This window comes from Mycolicibacterium houstonense (genome assembly GCF_900078665.2).
Classification (GTDB): domain Bacteria; phylum Actinomycetota; class Actinomycetes; order Mycobacteriales; family Mycobacteriaceae; genus Mycobacterium; species Mycobacterium houstonense.
Map to the genome: position 1 here is coordinate 1,789,077 of NZ_LT546207.1, position 18,035 is coordinate 1,807,111.

At 66.7% G+C, this 18,035-nt stretch carries 13 protein-coding genes, 1 tRNA gene and 2 pseudogenes; 6 read left to right on the forward strand and 10 right to left on the reverse strand.

All coding sequences use genetic code 11. The annotated features are described in order from the left end of the window. Positions 1-436 precede the first annotated feature (436 nt). Positions 437-2,035, reverse strand: a pseudogene (locus tag BN4332_RS09080) (carbonic anhydrase); the annotation flags it as partial. A 92-nt stretch (positions 2,036-2,127) separates the two neighbouring features. On the opposite strand from BN4332_RS09080, the gene BN4332_RS09085 reads away from it, so the two are divergent. Both BN4332_RS09085 and BN4332_RS09090 read left to right on the forward strand, forming a co-directional pair. Beyond that, positions 2,128-2,898, forward strand: a complete 771-nt coding sequence (locus BN4332_RS09085; RefSeq protein WP_066898140.1) for a DUF899 domain-containing protein — start codon at positions 2,128-2,130, stop codon at positions 2,896-2,898. 61 nt (positions 2,899-2,959) lie between these two features. Continuing rightward, positions 2,960-3,030 (forward strand) — tRNA-Cys (locus tag BN4332_RS09090). A 54-nt stretch (positions 3,031-3,084) separates the two neighbouring features. Here the strand turns inward: BN4332_RS09090 and BN4332_RS09095 are convergent. Genes BN4332_RS09095 through hydA form a run of 4 tightly spaced genes read right to left on the reverse strand, consistent with a single transcriptional unit; the run spans position 3,085 to position 8,073 of the window. Next, positions 3,085-4,695 carry an NCS1 family nucleobase:cation symporter-1 gene (locus BN4332_RS09095; RefSeq protein ID WP_066898141.1) on the reverse strand — a complete coding sequence of 537 codons (1,611 nt, stop codon included), beginning with the start codon at positions 4,693-4,695 and terminating at the stop codon, positions 3,085-3,087. Positions 4,696-4,721: 26 nt separating this feature from the next. Next, a complete protein-coding gene (locus BN4332_RS09100; RefSeq protein ID WP_066898142.1) occupies positions 4,722-5,570 on the reverse strand; it encodes a nitrilase-related carbon-nitrogen hydrolase in 849 nt (282 codons plus the stop codon). Between the two features lie 43 nt (positions 5,571-5,613). After that, positions 5,614-6,633, reverse strand: coding sequence for a TIGR03842 family LLM class F420-dependent oxidoreductase (locus BN4332_RS09105; protein ID WP_066898143.1), 1,020 nt, complete (start codon positions 6,631-6,633; stop codon positions 5,614-5,616). Between the two features lie 30 nt (positions 6,634-6,663). Further along, on the reverse strand, positions 6,664-8,073 hold the full coding sequence (hydA, locus tag BN4332_RS09110; RefSeq protein ID WP_066898144.1) for a dihydropyrimidinase: 1,410 nt from the start codon (positions 8,071-8,073) through the stop codon (positions 6,664-6,666). 272 nt (positions 8,074-8,345) lie between these two features. Here hydA and BN4332_RS09115 point away from each other — a divergent pair, with 272 nt between their 5' ends. Both BN4332_RS09115 and BN4332_RS09120 read left to right on the forward strand, forming a co-directional pair. Then, positions 8,346-9,566 carry a PucR family transcriptional regulator gene (locus BN4332_RS09115; protein WP_235654056.1) on the forward strand — a complete coding sequence of 407 codons (1,221 nt, stop codon included), beginning with the start codon at positions 8,346-8,348 and terminating at the stop codon, positions 9,564-9,566. A 13-nt stretch (positions 9,567-9,579) separates the two neighbouring features. Then, complete coding sequence (locus tag BN4332_RS09120; protein WP_096866867.1) at positions 9,580-10,428, forward strand: acyl-CoA thioesterase; 849 nt, start codon at positions 9,580-9,582, stop codon at positions 10,426-10,428. Position 10,429: 1 nt separating this feature from the next. On the opposite strand, the gene BN4332_RS34210 is transcribed toward BN4332_RS09120, so the two are convergent. Beyond that, positions 10,430-11,422, reverse strand: a complete 993-nt coding sequence (locus tag BN4332_RS34210) for a hypothetical protein (protein ID WP_235654057.1) — start codon at positions 11,420-11,422, stop codon at positions 10,430-10,432. Continuing rightward, positions 11,416-11,967 (reverse strand): glycosyltransferase family protein, encoded by a 552-nt coding sequence (locus BN4332_RS34215; protein ID WP_235654058.1) that lies wholly within the window; start codon positions 11,965-11,967, stop codon positions 11,416-11,418. The genes BN4332_RS34210 and BN4332_RS34215 overlap by 7 nt, the downstream gene beginning before the upstream one ends. A gap of 352 nt (positions 11,968-12,319) precedes the next feature. On the opposite strand from BN4332_RS34215, the gene BN4332_RS09130 reads away from it, so the two are divergent. Then, positions 12,320-12,763 carry a universal stress protein gene (locus BN4332_RS09130; protein ID WP_066898146.1) on the forward strand — a complete coding sequence of 148 codons (444 nt, stop codon included), beginning with the start codon at positions 12,320-12,322 and terminating at the stop codon, positions 12,761-12,763. Positions 12,764-12,770: 7 nt separating this feature from the next. Here the strand turns inward: BN4332_RS09130 and BN4332_RS09135 are convergent, their stop codons facing one another. Then, entirely contained in the window at positions 12,771-13,457 is a 687-nt protein-coding gene (locus BN4332_RS09135) for an MBL fold metallo-hydrolase (RefSeq protein WP_066898147.1), read from the reverse strand. Positions 13,458-13,530: 73 nt separating this feature from the next. Here BN4332_RS09135 and uvrA point away from each other — a divergent pair, with 73 nt between their 5' ends. Then, positions 13,531-16,425 (forward strand): excinuclease ABC subunit UvrA, encoded by a 2,895-nt coding sequence (gene uvrA / locus BN4332_RS09140; RefSeq protein WP_066898148.1) that lies wholly within the window; start codon positions 13,531-13,533, stop codon positions 16,423-16,425. 12 nt (positions 16,426-16,437) lie between these two features. Here the strand turns inward: uvrA and BN4332_RS09145 are convergent. Both BN4332_RS09145 and BN4332_RS09150 read right to left on the reverse strand, forming a co-directional pair. After that, positions 16,438-17,597, reverse strand: a pseudogene (locus BN4332_RS09145) (winged helix DNA-binding domain-containing protein). Between the two features lie 3 nt (positions 17,598-17,600). Continuing rightward, the gene (locus tag BN4332_RS09150) at positions 17,601-17,867 is read right to left on the reverse strand and encodes a hypothetical protein (protein WP_200820392.1); all 267 of its coding nucleotides are present in this window, start codon (positions 17,865-17,867) and stop codon (positions 17,601-17,603) included. Positions 17,868-18,035: the final 168 nt, after the last annotated feature.

Here is an 18,035-nt window from a genome sequence, read left to right on the forward strand (position 1 = left end):
CCGCATTCTGCGCACCCTCGCGCGGCGGTGCCGCCTGAGTAGATACCCCGGCAGGGTACTTGCGTGCGCTGAACCGCCGCTGTAACGTCACCCCGTCACATACCCCTTAGGGGTATTTCTGGGGAAGGTGAACGATGGCGACCAGGGATTGGCATCGGGGCCATTGGTTCGATGTGTGCGGCTGCGAGCCGCCCCGCCCGTGCGGCCTCGCGCGGAAGCCGGCCCCTCGCGACTGCCTGTCCAGCGTGGCCTGGAAGATCGGTGAAGGGCATTACCGCGAAACGGATTTCGGCTTCACCCACGAGTACAAGGGATCAGCCGAGCAAGCCCTTCCCGTTCGACTGGCGGCCGTAGGGCTGACCACATGAACGAGCGACCGTGCTCGTACGCATTTCCGGCGCACGAGCACGGTCGCTCGCGGGGGTGGAGAGGGCCGTCAGGCGGCGTCGGCCAGGGTCTCCACGTGAGTGGGCGTCACCCGCAACACCCCGGCGCTGGCGATGTCGTAGAACAGCCCGATCACGTTGACCCGGCGCGCCAGCGGGTGCGCCTGCAGGGTCTGCACCTGGACCGCGATGTTGACCATGGACAGCTGATCGACGGTGCCGAAGCCCGCCTCGGCAGCCGACCGCGCCACCGGGTGGTTGCCGTTGTCGAATGCCTTCAGAGAGGGATTGCCATGGGCCAGCCACGATTCCAGGTGCCGGTCACCCGGGTCGGTCTTACCCAGCAGCGCGGTCATCGCCCCGCAGCTGGAGTGGCCGCACACCACGATGGAGCTGACGTTGAGCTTGTCCACCGCGAACGCGATGGCCGCTTCGATCGAGGCGTCCTTCTGGCCGGCCGGGATCATGTTGCCGACGTTGCGGACGGTGAACAGATCGCCGGGGCCGCTGCTGGTGATGACGTTGGGCACCACCCGCGAATCGGCGCAGGTGAGGAACAGCGTCTCGGGCCGCTGGGCGTGCACGAGATCCTGCAGGTGCGGACGCAGCACGGGGGCGGTACGACGGTGGTAGGCGGCCAGGCCGTGCAGCACGGACGCCGACTCCTCCCGCTGCCACGAGCTCCACGGCACCACGCCGGAGCGCTTGTCGAACGGCGTGAAGCCGCGGATCGGCGGTCCGGCCACCGCACTGGCCATTTCGACCGCGCCCACGTCGTGGATGTCGACGGTGCCACCACTTGCCTCGTGCTGGCGCTGCCACTCCTCGATCGTCTCGTGGGCGGCGTGGTCGAGGAAGTCGACGGACAGTTCGATGGTGACGTCGGTGCCGGCCGGGACGCTGGCCAGGGCGCGGCTGAGGACCGGCAGCGACAGGAAGGTGCAGGAGCCCTCGATGACGACGCGCCAGGTGTTCTCGCCCGTCGGCTCGGCGGCGATGTTCGCCCGCACCACCCGCCACACGGTCAGCGCGACCGCCAGGGCCAGGCCGATCAGCACGCCTTCGAGCAGGTTGAGGAACACCACGCCGGCCACGGTCACCGCATAGACCGCGAGATCGCCTGTGCGCTTGGCGGTTTCGATGTGGGCCCGCTTGACCAGCTGGCAGCCGATGACGATCAGCAGACCGGCCAGGGCCGCGGTCGGGATCAGCTGGGCCAGCCCGGCGAACGGCACGGCGAACACCAGGATCCACACGCCGTGCAGGATCGCCGAGGCCCGGGTGCGGGCGCCGGCCGCCACGTTGGTGGAGCTGCGAACGATGACACCGGTCACCGGAAGGCCGCCGATCGCGCCGGAGACCATGTTGGCCGTGCCCTGACCGATCATCTCGCGGTCGAAGTTGGTGCGCGGGCCGGTGTGCATGCGGTCGACCGAGACCGCCGACAGCAAGCTCTCGACGCTGGCGATCAGCGCCACGGTCAGCACGCCCGTCGCAAACGCGCCCCAGTTGCCGTCGGGCAGGCTGGGCAGGGCCAGCGCGTCGAGCAGCGATCCGTCGAGCTTGATACGGGTGACGTCGCCGAACGGCGCCAGCATCGACAGCGCGGTGACGCCGACGATGGCCACCAGCGGGNCGCCCAACACGCCGCGCAACGTCGACACTTTGCGCACGGTCGTGTGCGATGAGTTTCCGCCACGGCGCGAGTCTCTCCTCTAGGACCAACACGAGGAGTGATTCGATGCCGCTGACACTCAACGCCTACCCAGACGTCGTCACCCGAGACGAGTGGCTCGAGGTGCGCAAGAAACTACTGGCCGCCGAGCGTGAGGTCACGCACCTGCGCGACGCGGTAAACGCCCAACGGCGCCGGCTGCCGATGGTCAAGGTGGAGAAGGACTATGTATTCGAGGGCCCCGACGGTGAAGTACGGCTGCTCGACATGTTCGAGGGCCGCAGCCAGCTCTACATCCACCACTTCATGTGGATCGACTCGATCGATCAGGGTTGCCCGAGTTGCACTGCCGCCGCAGACCTGACCTTCACCGAAGGCGACCGAGAGTTGTTGCACTGCAAGGACGTCACGTTCGCCTGCGTGTCCCGGGCGCCGTACGCCAGCATCGCGGCCTACCGGGACCAGCACGGCTGGACGTTCCCGTGGTATTCGTCGCGTGACGGCGATTTCACCTACGACTACCACGTGACGCTCGACCCGGCCCGGGCGCCGATCGAGTACAACTACAAGTCCGCCGACGAGCTGCGGGCCGACGGGTTCACCGACGAGGACCTCCGCGGCGACTGGCCCGGCGCCAGCGTGTTCCTGCGCCGTGGAAACGAGGTGTTCCACACCTACTCGGCCTTCGCCCGCGGCCTTGACCACAGCGCGGTGGGCTACCCCTTCCTCGACCTCACGCCCTACGGGCGGCAGGAACCGTGGGAGGACTCGCCGGCCGGATGGCCCCAGGGCGGGGCGGTGGTCGGCCGACCGGTGGGGGACGACGCCGACGAGTAACGATCATTGCGATCGAAACCATCGGCCCGCGCCCGTGCGGCTGGCACAGTAGCCAATCGATGCGGGTGTGGCTGAGTGGCTAGGCACCGGCCTGCAAAGCCGTTTACACGGGTTCGAATCCCGTCACTCGCTCGATGTGGTCTGTTCGGGCCGGGAAGCGCTGCGGCGCTCCCCGGCCCGGACGGTCTATGCGCTCGGCGTCAGCGAAGGTGCAGGCGTGCTGTCGAACGGCACCGTGTGGTGGCTGTTCCGGCGATGCGCCGCCAACACCCAGTAGACCGCCATGGCGACCAGGAAGGCCACGACCCAGTTGTAGTCGTACAGCGGCTTGAGCAGCGGGACCACCCCGTCGACGGGGAACGGGCCGGATTTCTCTCCGTTGGGTTCGAGTGTCGAGTAGGCCCCACCCACCGCGACGAAAGCTCCCACGGCCGTGGCGACCACCGCACGAACATTCCATCCGCTGGTGAAGTGGTAGTGGCCATCAAGGATGTACAGCTCGGGTACCCGCAGTTCGGTCTTACGTGCGAGCCAATAGTCCGACGCCAGGACGCCGCCCACAGCACCCATGACTCCGCCATAGAACCCCAGCCAGACGAACACATAGGTCTCGGGGCTGGCCAGCAGCTTCCAGGGCAGGATCAGGGTGCCGAGGGCGACCGAGACCAGCACGCCCCGCCGGAACGTGATGAGCTTGGGCAGTGCATTGGCGAAGTCCAGCGCCGGGCTGACGAGGTTGGCCGCCATGTTGGTCTGCACACTCGAGACGACGATGGCCAACGCGCCCACGAAAATCGCTATGCGACTGCCGAAATGAGATACCAACTCGTCGGGGTTCCATAGCTCGGCAGCCGTCACCCCGTAGTGCTGTGAGGCAAGGGAGGTGGCGAGGATCGCCATCAGTGAGACGACCAGCATGGTCGCCGGCAGGCCCCAGGCTTGACCTCGACGCTGTGCCTGCTGGTTTTCGGCGAACCTGGTGAAATCCGGCATGTTGAGCGACAACGTCGACCAGAACGCGATATTGGCCATCAGGCTGATCGGGAAGACCGCGAGCCAAAAGTGCGATCCCCAGCCCAATTCCGACGGCTGCGACACCACCGGTCCGAGATCGCCGCCGGTCTTGAACAGCAGTACGACGATCAGGAGCAGAACCGCGCCCACGACGACTGGCGCGGCGATCTGCTGAAAGCGGCGCAGGGATTCAAACCCCTTGTAAATCACCGCCACCTGAAGGGCGAGAACTATCAGGTAGCACGCCAGGGTGGTGACCGGCAGCGTTCCGATGAAGCCGAGATCGACGGGCTGAGCCTGCGACCAGGACGGTCCGATCGCGGCGCCCAGCGCAAGGTTGAGGCCCAGACCGCCGAACCAGGTTTGAATGCCGAACCATCCACATGCCACCAGTCCGCGCATGACCGCGGGCAGGTTCGCCCCGCGCACACCGTAGGCGGCTCGGGCGAACACCGGGAAACTTATCCCGTGCTTGGCGCCTGCGTGGCTGTTGAGCAGCATGGGGATCAACACGATCAGGTTGGCCAGCACGATGGTGAAGAGGGCTTGAACCCAGTTCATCCCCAACGCGATGAGCGACGCTGCCAGCGTCCAGGTGGCCGGGTTCATGCACATCGCCACCCACAACGTCAGGTATACACGGCTCGTCCAGGTGCGCATGGCCGGATGGATCGGTCGCAGGTCCGCGTTGTAAAGCGAGGCCTCCACGGCATGCCCGTGCTCATCCAACGGGATGGGTGCGGGGTCGCCGGGCGGCGCGGTCTTGGGTGCCTTGGCGCGCATTGGGGACTCCATCTGTGAGCGGGAATCTAGTGGGCGGGAATGGCTTCGTAGGATTCGGGGCGACGGTCGCGGTAGAACTGCCAGTCGTTGCGTACGGTGCGCACGAGGGACAGGTCGAGGTCGCGTATCACGATCTCCTCGGCGTCCGGCGAGGCCACGTCGCCCACGTAGTTACCACGGGGATCCACGAAATACGAGCTTCCGTAGAAGGTCACGGCGTCATCGCCGAATTCGCCGGCCTCGGTGCCGATCCGATTATTGGCCCCTACGAAATACTGGTTGTTGGCGGCGGCTGCAGGCTGCTCCAGTTCCCAGAGCCGATTGGACAGGCCGGGTTTGGTGGCCGAAGGGTTGAAGACCACCTCGGCACCGGCGAGTCCGAACTCGCGCCAGCCTTCCGGGAAGTGGCGGTCGTAACAGATGTACACGCCGACCCTGCCCACAGCGGTGTCGAACACCGGGTATCCGAGATTGCCGGGTTTGAAGTAGAACTTCTCCCAGAATCGGTCGACGTGGGGGATGTGGTTCTTCCGGTACTTGCCGAGATAGCTTCCGTCAGCGTCGATCACCGCTGCCGTGTTGTAGTAGACGCCCGGCATCTCCTCCTCGTACAGCGGGAGCACCAGCACGACCCCGAGTTCTTTGGCCAGCGCCGAGAAGCGCTCGGTGAGCGGTCCCGGGACCGCCTGGGCGTACTCGTAGTACTTCGGATCCTGCACGATGCCGAAGTAGGGGCCGTGGAAGAGTTCCTGGAAGCAGATGATCTGCGCGCCGGCCGCGGCGGCCTGCCGGGTCAGATCCTCGTGTTTGGCCACCATCGACTCTTCGTCTCCGGTCCAGGCCACCTGGGTGAGGGCTGCCTTGATCGTGGTCATGGGATCGTTTCCTCTCTCGCTCAATGGTTTTGGGTGGCGTCGCTCAGCTGAGGATGACGTCGCCCGGGCGGTTGATCGCTGGGATGACCGATTTGCCGTACTCGGCCAGGGTGTGGTCCTGGCCGTCGTGTTGCAGGTAGACCGCGAACTGGTCGACGCCGAGCTTCTGCAATTCCTGCAGTTTGGCGATGTGCGCATCGGCGGATCCCAGGATGCAGAAGCGGTCGATGACGTCGTCGGGCACGAAGTCCGAGTGTGAGCTGCCTGCGCGTCCGTGTGCGTTGTAGTCGTAACCGTGGCGACCCTTGATGTAGTCGGTGAGTGCCTGGGGCACTGCGCCACTGGTGCCGTATTTGGTGACGATGTCGGCGACGTGGTTGCCGACCATTCCGCCGAACCAACGGCATTGGTCGCGTTGGTGGTCCAGGTCGTCGCCGATGTAGGCCGGTGCGCCGACGCAGACCTTGACGTCGTCGGGGTTGCGTCCGGCGTCGGCCGCGGCATTCTTGACTCGTTCGATCATCCACTTGGTGATGTCGGGATCGGCCAGCTGCAACAGGAATCCGTCGGCGACCTGTCCGCACAGCTCGAGTGCCTTCGGTCCATAGGCGCCGACGTACACATCCAGGGTGGACTTGCCGGCCCACGGCAGGCACACCGTGGAGCCGTTGATCTCGGTGGGGCGCCCGTTGGCCAGGTCGGAGATCACCGTGACCGCCGACCTCAGGGCGGCCAGTGTGGAGGGCTTCCCGGACAACGTCCGCACGGCGCTGTCGCCGCGGCCGATCGAGCACACGGTGCGATTGCCGAACATCGAGTTCAGCGTCGCGTAGGTGGAGGCGGTGACCGTGACATCGCGGCTGATCGGGTTGGTGACCATGGGGCCGACGATCACCTTGCGGGTGGCCGCCAGGATCTGACCGTGGATGACATAGGGCTCCTGCCACAGCAGGTGTGAGTCGAACGTCCAGACGTAGTCGAATCCCCGGTTCTCCGCGGCGACCGCCAACTCCACCACACGCGAGGCAGGTGGGTCGGGTTGCAGCACGATGCCGAAATCCATTGGTAGACCTTTCTTTGCTCGACGGCGGGGCTAGATGAGGTATTGGCTGAGGTCGCGCTTGATGTACTGGCCGTGGCCGGTCCGCCCATGGAAGGTGTTCCGGTCCACGACCACCTGGCCTCGGGACAGCACGGTGTCGACATGGCCGTCGACCTCGAAGCCCTCCCATGCGGAGTGATCGATGTTCATGTGATGGGTCTCGGCGCTGATGTGTGTTCTGCCGTTGGGGTCGTAGATCACGATGTCGGCGTCGGCCCCGGGCTGGATCACACCTTTCTTCCCGTACATCCCGAACATGCGTGCCGGTGTCGTCGAGCAGATCTCGACCCACCGGGGCAGGGAGATCTCACCGAGCACGACGCCTTGGTACAGCAGGTCCATCCGATGTTCGACCGAGCCGATGCCATTGGGGATCTTGGAGAAGTCGTTGCGGCCCAGGTCTTTTTGACCGTTCATGCAGAACGGGCAATGGTCGGTGGAGACGACCTGCAGGTCATTGGTCCGCAGCCCTTGCCACATGTGGTGCTGGTGGCCCTCGGCGCGCGAGCGTAGTGGCGTCGAACAGACCCATTTCGCGCCTTCGAAGCCGGGGGCGCCAAGATGCTCCTCGAGGGACAGGTAGAGGTACTGCGGACAGGTTTCGGCAAAGACATTGCGTCCGTTGTCGCGTGCGGCGGCAATCTGTTCGACGGCCTGCTTCGCGCTGACATGGACGATGTAGAGCGGGGCGCCGGTGATGTCGGCGAGCATGATTGCGCGGTGGGTCGCCTCAGCTTCGGCCTGCCAGGGCCGGGTCAGCCCGTGGTGGTAGGGCGAGGTATCGCCCCGGGCGATGGATTGCTGGACGAGAACATCGATGACACTGCCGTTTTCGGCGTGCATCATGATCAATGCACCGTTGTCGCTCGCCCGTTGCATTCCCCGCAGGATCTGGCCGTCGTCGGACAGGAAAACGCCCTTGTAGGCCATGAAGAACTTGAAGCTCGTGACGCCCTCGTGAACCAGTTCGTCCATGGCGGCCAGTGAGGCGTCATCGACGTCGCTCAGGATCTGGTGGAAGCCGTAGTCGATGGCACAGTTGCCGCCCGCTTTCTCGTGCCACAGTTCGTACTGGCGCAGCGGATTCTCCCCGGCCTTCTGGACGACGAAGTCGACGATCGTCGTGGTGCCGCCCCACGCCGCGGCCCGCGTTCCGGTTTCGAACGTGTCGGAGGCGTTGGTACCGCCGAAAGGCATCTCCATATGGGTGTGGGCATCCACGCCGCCGGGGATCACGTACTTGCCGGTGGCATCGATGATGCGGTCGGCGGCCGGGGATTCACCCAACACGGTCTGGGCGTCGAGGACGGCGACGATCCGCTCGCCGTCGACCAAGACGTCTGCGGTACACGTGCCTGTCGCGTTGACGATCGTGCCGCCGGTGATCAGGGTTCTGCTCATTGCCAATTCATTCGCTCTCGTCGTGCTACCGAAATGCGGTCGACCCGACTGCGCGGGCGAGCCTGGCGGCAGTCGGGATCTGATCGCGGCGCAGGAGCACAACACCGTTGCGGTGCTCCCGAACGCTCTCGACTGTGGCCGCGGTCACAATGAACCTAAGTGACGAACCGGCATCGAACCAGCACGCGGTGCACCGAAAATTCGCCGTTTCGGTGTGCATGTGCACACCGGTGCCGTGGACGCCCGGTGCCGCCGTGGCTACGGTGACGGTCGTGCGCAAAGCTCCCGAAACCGATCAACCGTCGGACACGCGTTGGATGGAGCTGGTCGACCAGGTGACTGCACATCGCGAGCGCCTCGTTGACGCATACATGGCGCAGATCGACGAGGGGCGGCGGTTCTACGAATCGCGGGTGGATACCGCCGACCTCCGGGAGAGTGCGCGGATGGCGTTCACGATGTTGCTCAGGCAACTCGCCGGCGCACCGATCAGCGAGGAGGACCGCCGCGTCACCCGCGAACTCGGGGTCCGGCGGGCCCGACAGGGCGTGCAGTCGAGGAAGCTCACCGCCGCCATCCACCGGGACTTCTCGGTGCTGTGGTCGGCCTTTCTGGAGCTCTCCGAGGATGACGACGCCACCGTGTTGACCCACCACACCGAAGACATGTGGCGGGTGGTCGACGGTTTTGCCGGAAGCATCCACGCGGCGTACTTCGACGAAGTGATCGCGATTGCCCAGGAACGGTCGTTCAGCGTGCAATCACTGCTGGCACAGTTGATGACCGATGAGTATCCGTCGTTGACGTTCATCGCCCGGGCCGGGCAGGCGCTGTCGATCCGCGAGACCGACGGAGTGTGGGTCGCCGCGGCCCTGGTCACCGAGGGGGCGCCGCTGCAGCAGTTCGCCGAGCGTCTGCGTCGCCGCGGCCGGTTGGCCTACACCTATGTGATGGGGGAGTGCATCTTGGCGGTGTGGGTGGCCGGTGCGGCCACCTCGGGGCTGGTGGGGGTGCTCGACGGATTCACCTCGAGCCCCGACCGTACCGACCTGCAATCGGTCCGGTGCGGCGTTTCGCCGTTGTATCGGGGGATCGCCCAGCTGCGCTCGGCCGCCGAGGTCGCGTGCGAGATCGCCCTGTCCATGCATCCTGACCATGCCGGGCCCACGACCATCGCGGACGTCTGGCCGCTGATCGCCGGGGCTGCCCTGCACACCCGGTTGCCGGCGCTGGACGAGTCGATACGGGGCCCGTTGCGAGCGTGCCGGCCCGCCGAGTTGACGGCGTTGCTGGAGACGATCAAGGTTTTCTCGCAGAACGGTGATGCAAGCGCCACCGCGGCCCAACTGTTCTGCCACCGAAACACGGTGATGAAGCGGCTGCGCCGGTTCAAGGAACTCACCGGTCTGGACATGACCGTCCCCGCGGACTCGGCGCGTGTCCTGGTGGTTCTGGCATCGGAGTTGGCGGCAGTCGGAGCCCATCCCGAATAATGCTGCGGTGCCCATGCTGCAGTTAGCCGAGATACTGTCCACACTCGACCTGCTCGAGTCCGGGGACGGCTTCTTCGTCGCCGAACAGAAGGACAATGCCACCCATCACATCGTGGGCGGGCATATCGCGGCCCAGGCACTGATGGCGGCCAGCCGGACGGTCGGCGGAAGGTTGCCGCACAGCCTGCACGTCTACCTGCTGCGGGCCGGTGATGCCCGGTACCCGGTGCAGATGGAGGTGGCCAACCTGCGCGATGGTGGCTCGCTGTCCAGCCGTCGGGTGATCGGCCGCCAGGGTGATGACGTCTTGCTGGAAGCGCTCGTCTCGTTCAGCGTCCCCATGGAGGCCGCGGATTACCAGCAGCCGTTGCCCGCGGTGCCGGATCCCGAAAGCCTGCCGCCGGTCGAGGAGCAATTGCAGGCGTTCGCCGATGAGGCAAACGGGTTCTGGGTCCGGCCGCAGTGGATCCAGCGGCGCTACATCGACCCGCCGCCACGGATTGCGATCGACCTGCCGGAGCCGCCGGCGCACACCCGGATGTGGTGGCGCCCTGCCGAACCGGTGGCCGATGATCCGATCGTCAACAGCTGCCTGCTGACCTACTTCACCGGCACTGCGTTACTGGACTCCACGCTGTCGATGCGGCGCGGCACGCACGTGACCACCTTCTCGGCGCTCATCGATCACGCCATCTGGTTTCACCGCCCGGCCGATCTGTCGGATTGGCTGCTGTCCGACCAGGTTTCGCCCAGCGGCGTCAACGGGCGCGGCCTGGCGAGCGCAACGGTGTACAACCGGGCCGGGCAGCTCGTGTGCAGCGCCACCCAGGAGATGTACTTCGGCCGCGACCGTCGCGACTGACTCACCGCGTGGACTTGACCACCTGGGCGAAGTTGAACTGCCAGCGTTCACTGATGTGAAAACCCATGCTCTCGGGGACCCGGTAGGCCGGCGCCCGACCCAGCCTGGGGCCAGGATCGAGCGATGCCCCGCTCTGCCGGTCCGGCACGGACGGGTCGCGTTCGGACACCGTCCACAGCACCGTGCACCGGCGGACCTCGTCGGCGACGCCCCAAATGCCGAGGTGTGCGTCCCACAACCGGTTTCGCTGTGGTGCCCGGGTGCCCCGGCCGGGATCGACAAGGTGGGCATAGGCGGCCGGGCGGGCCGCGGTGATCGGGCGGATCGGGCCCGGCTTCCACGACGTGGTGTTGTCAAAGATCAGGCAGTCGCCGGGGGACGAGTGCGACGAGATGACGTCGGCGACCTGGCTGAAATCCATGCCCTCCTTGGCGTACGGGCCGCGTTGGACCGTGACGTAATTGGGTGTCGCGGCGACCGCGAAGGCCGCCAGCGCGGCGGTGATCCATTCTCTGCTGCGGGCCAGTGCCACCACACCGACCGCGAGCAGCAACGCCATGGCCGGGGTGGTGAAGCAGAGGTAGCGAGGGTAATAAAGCGGCTGCGCGACAGCCGAATACACCAACAGGACCGCGGTCGGGGCCACCACCCACACCGCGGCGATCACCATGAGCCGGCGGGTATCGGCATCGGTGGGCCGGAGCCGCCGAACCAGCAGGGGAGCACTCAGCGCCACGGCCGCCAACACCGCGAACGCCACGCTGTGGTCGAAATACTGCTCCACAGCCACCTCGGCGAACGTGTGCCAGCCCAGCGGCGAGATCCACCCGACCTGAAAACTCTGCGAGCGGCACCACCACACGAACGGCACCACGCACGCCACCGCGGCTGCTGTGGTCCAGGCCCACCTGGCGCGGGTGCTGCGACGGGTGCCGAGCAGCGCGACGGCCACCGCGTGCGGGAGCACCATCAGCACGACATAGATGTTCAGCACGGTCGAAAGACCAGCAGCGCACCGTAGGACAGCCACAGCGCGGTGCGGTCGCGCCGGATGGCCACGATCAGCAGAACGGTCAACCACACCGCGGCCAGCGTCGACCACGAATACGAGCGGGCCTCGATGCCTGCCCAGGTGATCCTGGGCAGCATCGCGAAAAGAATTCCGGCACAGACCGATACCGTGCGGCCGCCGAACTGCCTGCCGAGCACCACCACCCCGCCGGCCGCGCCACCGACGGCCAGACAGCTGGAGAACCTGGACCAGAATTCGGTCGCCGGGAAAACGGTGAACCAGCCGTGCATGCCGAGGTAGTACAGCCCGTGCACGGCGTCGATGTGACCGATCAGATCCCACAATTGCGGGACCGTCCGGGTCGACGCGGAGATGGTGGCGGCCTCGTCGAACCACAGCGACGGGCGGGCTGCGCCCGCGGCGGCGAGCACGACGGCGAACGCCGCCACCGCCAGCGCATCGATGCGCGCACCGCGATCGATGCGCTGGCGCGCGCCCCCGGCGCGCTCATTCAGCGATACATCCACGTCAGCGACCGTTTCTTCCCCTCAACCGATGGCAAACAGTAACCCGAGTCACTCCGATTCGCTTTCTCCGGCAGCACTATTGCCGTCGGTTCGGGCGGGTCTGGATGAGCTGGATCACGCCCGGCGGTGAATCGTCCTGCCCGCAACCCGGATTCGGAGGGCGTCGACTACGTCACGGTCGGCACCGCATTTGCACCTCCGAGAGTTAACATCAGTGCCAATTCGCCGTCCGGGAGGCGAAACCGGAGCCAGTTGTCGGCTGGCCGTGCGGGTGTCGTGATTCGCGCCCCTGGTCAGCGGGCGACGGGTTACTGTCTCGGGTGGCGTTGCAACTGACAGTGGGAGGGTATTGATGAGCGCGTATCGAACCGTGGTGGTCGGCACGGACGGATCTGATTCGTCGTTGCGTGCAGTCGACCGCGCCGGTCAGATTGCCGCCAGCTCGAATGCCAAGCTGATCGTGGCAACCGCGTACTTCCCCCAGAGCGAAGACCAGCGTGCCGCTGATGTGCTCAAGGAGGAGGGCTACAAGATGGCGGGCAACGCGCCGATCTACGCCATCCTGCGCGAGGCCACCGACCGGGCGAAGGCCGCCGGCGCCACTGACATCGAAGAGCGCCCGATCGTCGGCGCCCCGGTTGACGCCCTCGTCGAGCTGGCCGAGGACGTCAAGGCAGATCTGCTGGTCGTCGGCAACGTCGGTCTGAGCACGATCGCCGGCCGCCTGCTGGGCTCGGTGCCCGCGAACGTGGCACGCCGGTCGAAGACCGACGTGCTCATCGTCCACACCAGCTGACCGGCAGCTACCAGCCGCGCTCGCGCCACTCCCCGAGATGGGGACGTTCGGCGCCGAGCGTGGTGTCGTCGCCGTGACCGGGGTACACCACGGTGCGGTCGTCATAGACGTCGAACACCTTGGCGCTCACATCGCCCAGTAGCCGCTCGAAGTCACCCGGCTGCCAGGTCTTGCCGACGCCGCCGGGGAACAGGCAGTCGCCGGTGAACAGGTGGGTGACGTCCCCGTCGGCCCCCTTGAGCGCCAGGGCGACCGAACCTTCGGTGTGCCCCTGCAGATGGATCACGTCGAATGTGAGCTCGCCGATGCGCACCGTGTCCCCGTCGACCAGGATCCGGTCCGGGTTGACCGGCAATGGCTCGGCATCGAGTTCGTGTGCCGCGGTCGGTGCCCCGGTGACCTCGGCCACAGCGGCCAGTGCCTGCCAGTGGTCGAAGTGCTGGTGACTGGTGACGATCAGGGCGAGCTCGGGGGCGTGCTGTTTGATCACGTCCAGTAGCACCTCGGCGTCGTTGGCGGCGTCGATCAGCAGGGTTTGCCCGGTGGAATTGCAGGTCACCAGGTAGGCGTTGTTGTCCATCGGGCCCACCGACACCTTGATGATCGAGGCGCCGGGCAGCGTGCGCCGGGCCGCGGTTCCCGGCTCGACGTGACCGGTGTAGTTGTCGTCAACGGTGATGTGAGGGCTGGTCATAGCGCCACCGTAACCGGCTTGTCGGTGGGCGCACATAGCATGGGCGTGAAGTCTGTCGTGGGAAAGGAAACGCGTGGCTGACCGCCTGATCGTGAAGGGTGCGCGCGAGCACAATCTGCGGGGAGTTGACCTCGATCTGCCGCGGGATGCGCTGATCGTGTTCACCGGCCTGTCGGGGTCCGGCAAATCCTCGCTGGCCTTCGACACCATCTTCGCCGAGGGCCAGCGCCGCTATGTCGAGTCGCTGTCGGCGTACGCCCGGCAGTTCCTGGGGCAGATGGACAAACCCGACGTCGACTTCATCGAGGGTCTGTCACCGGCGGTGTCCATCGACCAGAAGTCGACCAACCGCAACCCTCGTTCGACGGTCGGCACCATCACCGAGGTGTACGACTACCTGCGCCTGCTCTACGCCCGTGCGGGCACCCCGCACTGCCCGGTCTGTGGTGAGCGCATCGCCCGGCAGACCCCGCAGCAGATCGTCGACCAGGTGCTGGCGATGGACGAGGGCCTGCGGTTCCAGGTGCTGGCCCCGGTGGTCCGCACCCGCAAGGGCGAGTTCGTCGACCTGTTCGAGAAGCTCAACACCCAGGGCTACAGCCGGGTCCGGGTGGACGGCGTCGTGCATCCGCTGACCGATCCGCCCAAGCTCAAGAAGCAGGAAAAGCACGACATCGAGGTGGTCGTCGACCGGTTGACGGTCAAGGCCAGCGCCAAGCAGCGCCTCACCGACTCGATCGAGACCGCGCTGAACCTGGCCGACGGCATCGTGGTGCTCGAGTTCGTCGACCGCGAGGACGACCATCCGCACCGCGAACAGCGCTTCTCCGAGAAGCTGGCCTGCCCCAATGGGCACCCGCTGGCCGTGGATGATCTTGAACCCCGGTCGTTCTCGTTCAACTCGCCCTATGGCGCCTGCCCGGAGTGCACGGGTCTGGGCATCCGCAAAGAGGTCGATCCCGAACTGGTCGTGCCCGACCCAGAGCTGACCCTCGCCGGGGGCGCCATCGCCCCATGGGCCGTGGGCCAGAGTGCCGAGTACTTCACCCGGATGCTGTCCGGGCTGGGTGACCAGCTCGGTTTCGACATCGATACCCCGTGGAAGAAGCTGCCCGCCAAGGCACGTAAGGCGATCCTGGAAGGCTCGGATCACCAGGTCCACGTCCGCTACAAGAACCGCTACGGCCGCACCCGGTCCTACTACGCGGACTTCGAGGGCGTGATGGCGTTCCTACAGCGCCGCATGGAGCAGACCGATTCGGAGCAGATGAAGGAACGCTACGAGGGCTTCATGCGCGACATTCCGTGCCCGGAATGCAACGGCACCCGGCTCAAGCCCGAGATTCTCGCCGTGACGATGGCCGCGGGGGAGTTCGGCGCGAAGTCCATCGCAGAGGTGGCCGAGCTGTCCATCGCGGACTGCGCGAAGTTCCTCAACGCGCTGACGCTGGGCCACCGCGAGCAGGCCATCGCCGGGCAGGTGCTCAAGGAAATCCAGTCCAGGCTGGGCTTCCTGCTCGACGTCGGCCTGGACTACCTGTCGCTGTCGCGGGCGGCCGCGACGCTGTCGGGTGGGGAGGCGCAGCGCATCCGGCTCGCCACGCAGATCGGTTCCGGCCTGGTCGGCGTGCTCTACGTGCTCGACGAGCCGTCCATCGGGCTGCACCAGCGCGACAACCGCAGACTGATCGACACGCTCGTGCGGCTGCGCGACCTGGGCAACACACTGATCGTCGTCGAACACGATCTGGACACCATCGCCCACGCCGACTGGGTGGTCGACATCGGCCCGGCCGCCGGTGAGCACGGTGGCCAGATCGTGCACAGCGGCACCTACCAGGATCTGCTCCGCAATCCCGATTCCATCACCGGCGCTTACCTTTCCGGCAAGGAGAGCATCGAGGTCCCGGCGATCCGGCGGCCCACCGACAAGCGCCGTCAGGTCACCGTGGTCGGGGCACGGGAGAACAACCTCAAGGAGATCGACGTCGCCTTCCCGCTCGGGGTGCTGACCTCGGTCACCGGGGTCTCCGGTTCGGGCAAGTCGACCCTGGTCAACGACATCCTGGCCGCGGTGATGGCCAACAAGCTCAATGGTGCGCGCCAGGTGCCCGGCCGGCACACCCGGGTCAACGGCCTGGACCAGCTGGACAAGCTGGTCCGGGTGGACCAGTCGCCCATCGGCCGGACGCCGCGGTCCAACCCGGCCACCTACACCGGGGTGTTCGACAAGATCCGGTCGCTGTTCGCGGCGACCACCGAGGCCAAGGTGCGCGGCTACCAGCCCGGGCGGTTCTCGTTCAACGTCAAGGGCGGTCGGTGCGAGGCCTGCTCGGGCGACGGCACCATCAAGATCGAGATGAACTTCCTGCCCGACGTGTATGTGCCGTGCGAGGTGTGCCAGGGCGCCCGGTACAACCGGGAAACCCTTGAGGTGCACTACAAGGGCAAGACCATCGCCGAGGTGCTGGACATGTCGATCGAGGAGGCCACCGAGTTCTTCGAGCCCATCAGCTCGATCCACCGCTACCTCAAGACCCTCGTCGACGTCGGATTGGGCTACGTGCGGTTGGGGCAGCCCGCCCCGACGCTGTCGGGCGGTGAGGCGCAGCGCGTCAAGCTGGCCGCCGAGTTGCAGAAACGGTCCACCGGGCGCACCGTCTACATCCTCGACGAGCCCACCACGGGCCTGCACTTCGAAGACATCCGCAAGCTGCTCAAGGTGATCAACGGCCTTGTCGACAAGGGCAATACGGTGATCGTGATCGAGCACAACCTCGACGTGATCAAGACCTCGGACTGGATCGTGGACATGGGCCCGGAGGGCGGTGCCGGCGGTGGCACGGTCGTCGCACAGGGCACGCCCGAGGATGTGGCGGCCGACCCGATCAGCTACACCGGCAAGTTCCTCGCCGAGCTGGTCGACGTGCCCGCGCCGAAACCCAAGCGGCGCAAGGTCAGCGCCTAGGGTCAGGCGGCGCTACCGCTTCGACAGTGGCGACGGGAACCGGGGATTGGCCCGGCTGCCGGCCAGCCATTCCGTCAGCGCATCGGCGCGCTGCTGCAACGCGCGGGTGCCGTCGCGGCCGATCTCTTCCAGCAGGTGCAGCTGAACGCGGCCGTCGGCGTCCTGGCCCCAGCCACCCACAATGCGGCCGTTCCACCATGCCGTGGGCCCGCCGTTGCCGTTGGTGTCGAACACCTGGGCGCGATGGTCTCCGAGGTACCAGGCCCGGTCGAACCAGCCCATCGTGGTGACGTCCAGACCCGGGAGCAGGGCCGCCCAGGGCTCGGCGTCCGGCTCGACGTCGAGATCGTCGGGCAGCACGTAACCAGGGCTGCCTTCCAGGTCCACCTCGATGGCTCCGATATCGCGCAGCGCGTGCCGCGCCCAGGTCAAGGTGTTGCCGAACCACCATTTGATGTCGGTGACCGTGGCGGGACCGAACGTCCGCAACCAGGTGCGCACCAGCTCGGCACGGGCATGCTCCGGCTGCGCCGTCGGCACCGGGGACCCGAGCCAGTCGGAGGTGAGCGCCCACCGCGGCCGGGAGTTGGTCCAGCCACTGTCGTTCGGGCCGCGGACGATTTCGCCGCGCACCCCAGCACGGTCAAAACCCTTGGGGAGAGCGGAGTCTCACCGCCCCAACGCTTTCCGGGTGCCGGGTCGAACATGCCCGCGAGTTCGGGCAAGGCGGCGCGCAGCTGCGCCGCGGGGGTGGGTCCGTGCTCGCGCAGATGGGCCAGTACGGCCTGGCACGCCGTGTCCAGCCATTGGGCGCCGTCGGCCGCCACGCCGGCCTTCTGCACATCGCCGACGAGCTTGCGCTGCTCGTTGCCGGCCACCCGGTCACTGGCCGCGGCCTGCACCAGCGGTAGGTCCTCGGTACGCACGATCCACAGCGTGCGGCGCATCGCGAGGTGTTTGAGCAGCCCGCGGTGTCGATACAGCTCGCTGTCCAGGTCGTCGACGGTGAAACCGGGCAGCCGGGCCCACAGGGACAGGTACGGCGTGGACGGATCAGTCGCGTGCAGGCCGACGAACGAGGCCGTCGCCCCGGTGACCGAATCGGCCGGAGAGGTCAGGAAATGCCGCCGGGCCAGCCGCGCCCGCCGCTCGGCCAAAGTGAATGACCGCATGGATCAGGCGTCGTCGTCCCGGTCGCGCATCGACTCCCGGATCTGTTGCAGCCGTTCGGCCGCGGCCTGCTGCCGCTGCTCGTACTGCTCCTCGACCGAACGGCCCTCCGGCGTCTCGGCGGCGAGCTCGGAGGCTCCGAGTGCGGTGCCGTACCGAGTCTCGATCTTCTCGCGCACCGCGTCGAACGTCGGCACGCCCGCCGCGGTGTACCCGGTGTCGGCCGGCTCGGGGACCGGGCCGGGGGCGGCGGGCAGCACCTCACCTTCGATGACGGTCTCGGTGTCTTCCGATTCGCCCGGCTGTGCGGCGTCCTTGGTCACGACACCCACGTTACCTGCGACAACCGACATTTCTTGGGATCGGTAGCGCCTCGGCCCGCCAAGACTTCATGGCACGACGGAGCCATCGGGGCGACGCGAAAACGAAGGGGAAGACGC

Coding starts and splice junctions, on each gene's coding strand:
- BN4332_RS09085 (WP_066898140.1), top strand. CDS start 2,128: ATGCCGCTGACACTCAACGCCTACCCAGACGTCGTCACCCGAGACGAG.
- BN4332_RS09095 (WP_066898141.1), bottom strand. CDS start 4,695: ATGCGCGCCAAGGCACCCAAGACCGCGCCGCCCGGCGACCCCGCACCC.
- BN4332_RS09100 (WP_066898142.1), bottom strand. CDS start 5,570: ATGACCACGATCAAGGCAGCCCTCACCCAGGTGGCCTGGACCGGAGAC.
- BN4332_RS09105 (WP_066898143.1), bottom strand. CDS start 6,633: ATGGATTTCGGCATCGTGCTGCAACCCGACCCACCTGCCTCGCGTGTG.
- hydA (WP_066898144.1), bottom strand. CDS start 8,073: ATGAGCAGAACCCTGATCACCGGCGGCACGATCGTCAACGCGACAGGC.
- BN4332_RS09120 (WP_096866867.1), top strand. CDS start 9,580: ATGCTGCAGTTAGCCGAGATACTGTCCACACTCGACCTGCTCGAGTCC.
- BN4332_RS09130 (WP_066898146.1), top strand. CDS start 12,320: ATGAGCGCGTATCGAACCGTGGTGGTCGGCACGGACGGATCTGATTCG.
- BN4332_RS09135 (WP_066898147.1), bottom strand. CDS start 13,457: ATGACCAGCCCTCACATCACCGTTGACGACAACTACACCGGTCACGTC.